Genomic DNA, 2,713 nt, shown 5'->3' with positions numbered 1-2,713 from the left:
CGTCGCCGACGGTCGCGGCCGCCGCCGTGTGCGCCGCCCCGTGCGACGCGGCGGCGACCTCCAGCAGGCGGATGGCCTTGCGCTGGTCGCGCTCCACGAGGAACAGCAGCACGAGCGCCACGACGAACAGCGTCATGGACGCCGACAGCCAGAACTGGGCGAACTGGCCCTTCGCCAGGAACAACCCGAACAGGAACACGCCCAGCGCCCCGAACGCGTAGATCATCGTCGTCCGGTTCAGGTACTTGACGATCGCGACGTCCCGCTTGCGGATGTACCGCGGGGTGGACATCGTGGCGGCGGTCAGCGGCCCCAGGGTGAAGATCGCGAAACCGATGTGCAGGATCAGCAGCAGACGATCGGAACTCGACATGACCCGACCCTAGCCTGCGCGGATCCCGGAGACGGTGGAGGCCGCCCGGTGCGGGAGCACCGGGCGGCCGCCCGGCAGGGCCCGCACGAGGCGGAACCGGCCGAATGGGGCGATCCCCGTTAGCGCGTGGAAGGCATCTCCGGGTGCTTCTCCGGATGGTGCGGCCTGCAGTGGCCGCCGTCCTTCATCGGGCCGGGCGGGCAGCCCCAGCGTCCCCAGCCGCGCACCTTGAAGTGATGGTGGCCGTGGTGGTGGCCGAAGTGGTGGTGATGGCCGTAGCCAGGGTGGTGATGCCCGGTGGGCATCTCCTCGGCGAGCGCGGGTCCTGACCCGAGCGCGATCACGGCGGCTGCGCCGAACCCGGCGGCGAGGACGCCGAGGAGCGGTCGTCGGTACGTCGTCACATTTCCCTCCGATGGCACTCAAAGTGCCGTGGTGTTCACTCCGCGTAATGACTCCCCGGTGCCGTTCGGCGGTAACCCTGTTGCTCGGCAAAACCACGCCCAACGCCCGCACCACGCGCCTCAGCCGTGCCGATCCCGGCCCTCGGGCGTGTCAGCCCAGGTGAGGGCTGGCGGAGGGCCTGTGGAGGGCCGGCGGAGGGGCGGGGGAAGGCCGGTGGATGGGGGTGCGCAGGGGGTGCGGAGGGAGGGTCAGCGGCGTCCGCCCCGGCGGACGCTCAGATAGTCGCTGACGACGTACTCGCCGAGCCGCTCGGCGTCGGGCGCGAAGACCCGGCCGCCGTTGCGGCGGGCCACCTCGTCCACGAACGAGACCAGCCGGCGGTCGTCGGCCAGCATGAAGAAGTTCAGCGCCGCGCCGCGCCGGGTCATCTTGTCCACCTCGGCCGTGGTGAGGACGAGGGTGTCGGCGGACGGCGGGTAGTCGAACCAGGACCGGCCGTCCGGGCGCAGGTGGGCGGTCGGCTCGCCGTCGGTCACCACCAGCACGATCGGCTCGAAGTCGGGGTGCCGGTCCAGGTGCCGTCCGGCGATCATCAGGGCGTGGTGCAGGTTGGTGCCCTGGACCATGTCCCAGTCGAGGCCCGCCATCTCGGTCGGGTGCAGCACCCGGGCGTAGTTGGAGAACCCGATGATCTGGATGGCGTCCTGCGGGAACGCGCTGGTCACCAGCGTGTGCAGGGCCAGCGTGGTCTGCTTGGCGGCGGCCCAGGTGCCGCGCAGCACCATCGAGTACGACAGGTCCACCAGCAGGCAGACCGCGGCGGCGCTGCGCCGCTCGGTCTCCTTCACCTCGAAGTCGTCCACGCTCAGCTTCACCCCCCGCCTTCCCCCGCCCGGCCCGCCCGACTCTGTCGGCCCTGTCGGCGCGGCGGCGTGCGCGGCGGACCGCCGGACGGCGTTGGACACCGTCCGCACGACGTCGATCGGCTGCTCGTCGCCGAACCGCCACTCGCGCGTCGAGCCGGTCAGCTCGCCCGCCTGGCCCGCGTCGCGCTGGTCGTGGTCGCCCGAGCGGGATCCGGTGAGCCGGGAGAACACCCGGCGCAGCGCCGTCTCGCCCAGCCGCCGGACGGCCTTCGGGGTCAGTTCGAGCTCGCCGCGGTTGCGCCGCAGGTAGCCCTGCCGCTCCAGCTCGGCCTCCAGCCGGCGCAGCGCGGCCAGGTCGTCCACGGCGGACCGGCCGAGCGCGCGCCGGACGGCCTCCTCGTCGATGTCGTCCAGCCGGGCGCCCGGGTAGTCCTGGCCGAGCGCGGCCTCCAGCTCGGCCAGGTCGGCGAGCTCGGCGAGCGCGCCGGTGGCGTCGCTCATGCCGAGCGGACGGTCGCCGGACATCTGCTCGGGCGTGCCCCAGCCCAGGTCGGGGCGGCGGGCCCGCAGCGACTCGGTCAGCCGGGTCATCTCCAGGGCGAGGCCCGCGTCCCGCATGACCTGGTCCATGAGGCCGGACAGCTCGGCGCGCTGCTCGGGCGTCAGCGACGCCAGGAGCCGGTCCGTCGCGGCGGCGCGGCGGGCCAGCGAGTCGACCAGCTCGTCCAGGTCGGCGGGGTTCTCCGGGAAGAACTCGCCGTACTCCCGCATGAACCGGTCGAAGTCGTCCTGGGTGTGCTCGCCGCGCGCGTCCTTGTCGAGCATGTCGTTGAGCGCGGCCATCATGTCCCGGACGCGCTCCATGGTCGCCGCGTCCTGGTTCGCCAGGGCCTGCCGCATGCCCTCGAACCGCGAGTCCAGGATCTCGCCGCGCAGCAGGTCCTTGAGCCGCTCGAACGTCTCGCGCGCGGCGTCCGACCGCCACCGGTAGTCCGAAAGCTGCCGGACGGCCTGCGCGGTGTCGGACGGCAGCGCGTCCAGCTCGGCGAGGCGCAGGCGCGTCTCGTCG

The 2,713-nt window shown here is 72.9% G+C and carries 3 protein-coding genes; all 3 read right to left on the bottom strand.

Translation table 11 applies throughout. The annotated features are described in order from the left end of the window. The coding region (locus tag AB0J52_RS35150) for a hypothetical protein (protein WP_500187226.1) at nucleotides 1-373 on the bottom strand (373 nt) is incomplete at its 3' end. Between the two features lie 119 nt (nucleotides 374-492). Then, a complete protein-coding gene (locus AB0J52_RS35145; protein ID WP_500187224.1) occupies nucleotides 493-777 on the bottom strand; it encodes a hypothetical protein in 285 nt (94 codons plus the stop codon). Between the two features lie 249 nt (nucleotides 778-1,026). Continuing rightward, the coding region (locus AB0J52_RS35140) for a vWA domain-containing protein (RefSeq protein ID WP_500187223.1) at nucleotides 1,027-2,713 on the bottom strand (1,687 nt) is incomplete at its 5' end.

This window comes from Spirillospora sp. NPDC049652 (assembly GCF_040675125.1).
In the GTDB taxonomy this organism is placed as follows: domain Bacteria; phylum Actinomycetota; class Actinomycetes; order Streptosporangiales; family Streptosporangiaceae; genus Spirillospora.
Note: the sequence above shows the minus strand (reverse complement) of the source record. Positions and strands in the feature narration are given on the sequence as shown.